Origin of the sequence: Streptomyces sp. NPDC058955, from assembly GCF_042741435.1 — a bacterium.
GTDB lineage: Bacteria > Actinomycetota > Actinomycetes > Streptomycetales > Streptomycetaceae > Streptomyces.
The window spans coordinates 15530-15950 of record NZ_JBHYKM010000149.1 but is presented as its reverse complement, the minus strand read 5'-3'; the positions used below and the strand labels follow the sequence as shown (position 1 = coordinate 15950).

1 pseudogene is annotated in these 421 nt (G+C 79.1%); it reads right to left on the bottom strand.

The features are described from left to right. Positions 1-268: pseudogene (locus tag ACFW1I_RS34625) on the bottom strand (hypothetical protein); the annotation flags it as partial. Between the last annotated feature and the right edge of the window lie 153 nt (positions 269-421).

Sequence of the window (421 nt, the reverse complement as noted above, 5' to 3'; positions counted from 1 at the left end):
GCACGGGCCTGGCCGGGGCGGGTGGCCGGGGGGCCTCGGCGGCCGGCGGGGCGGGTACGGCCGGGTGGGCCGGCGGGGGCGGTGCCACCGGGGGCGCCGGGGGCTTCGCGGGCGCGGCGGCCGGTGGCGGCGCGGTGGGCTCGGGTGCGGTGGCGCGGGTGGCGGAGGCGAAGCGGGCGTCGAGGGTGTCACCCGAGGAGGTCGGGGTGATGTCCTCCGCCGTGTCGTCGTAGAGAGCGTCCCACCAGTTGTCCCCCTGCTGCGTCATGCCCTTATTGTCCACCGCGGGCGGCCCGGGAAAACGGGACACGAGAAAAACCGTTGCTGCGAATGGGTGGTGGCCCCGGCCGCCCCCCCCCCCCCCCGCCAGCACGACACCGCGACCCCCGGGGGGGCGGACGGGAGAGCAGCAGGCCCCCGC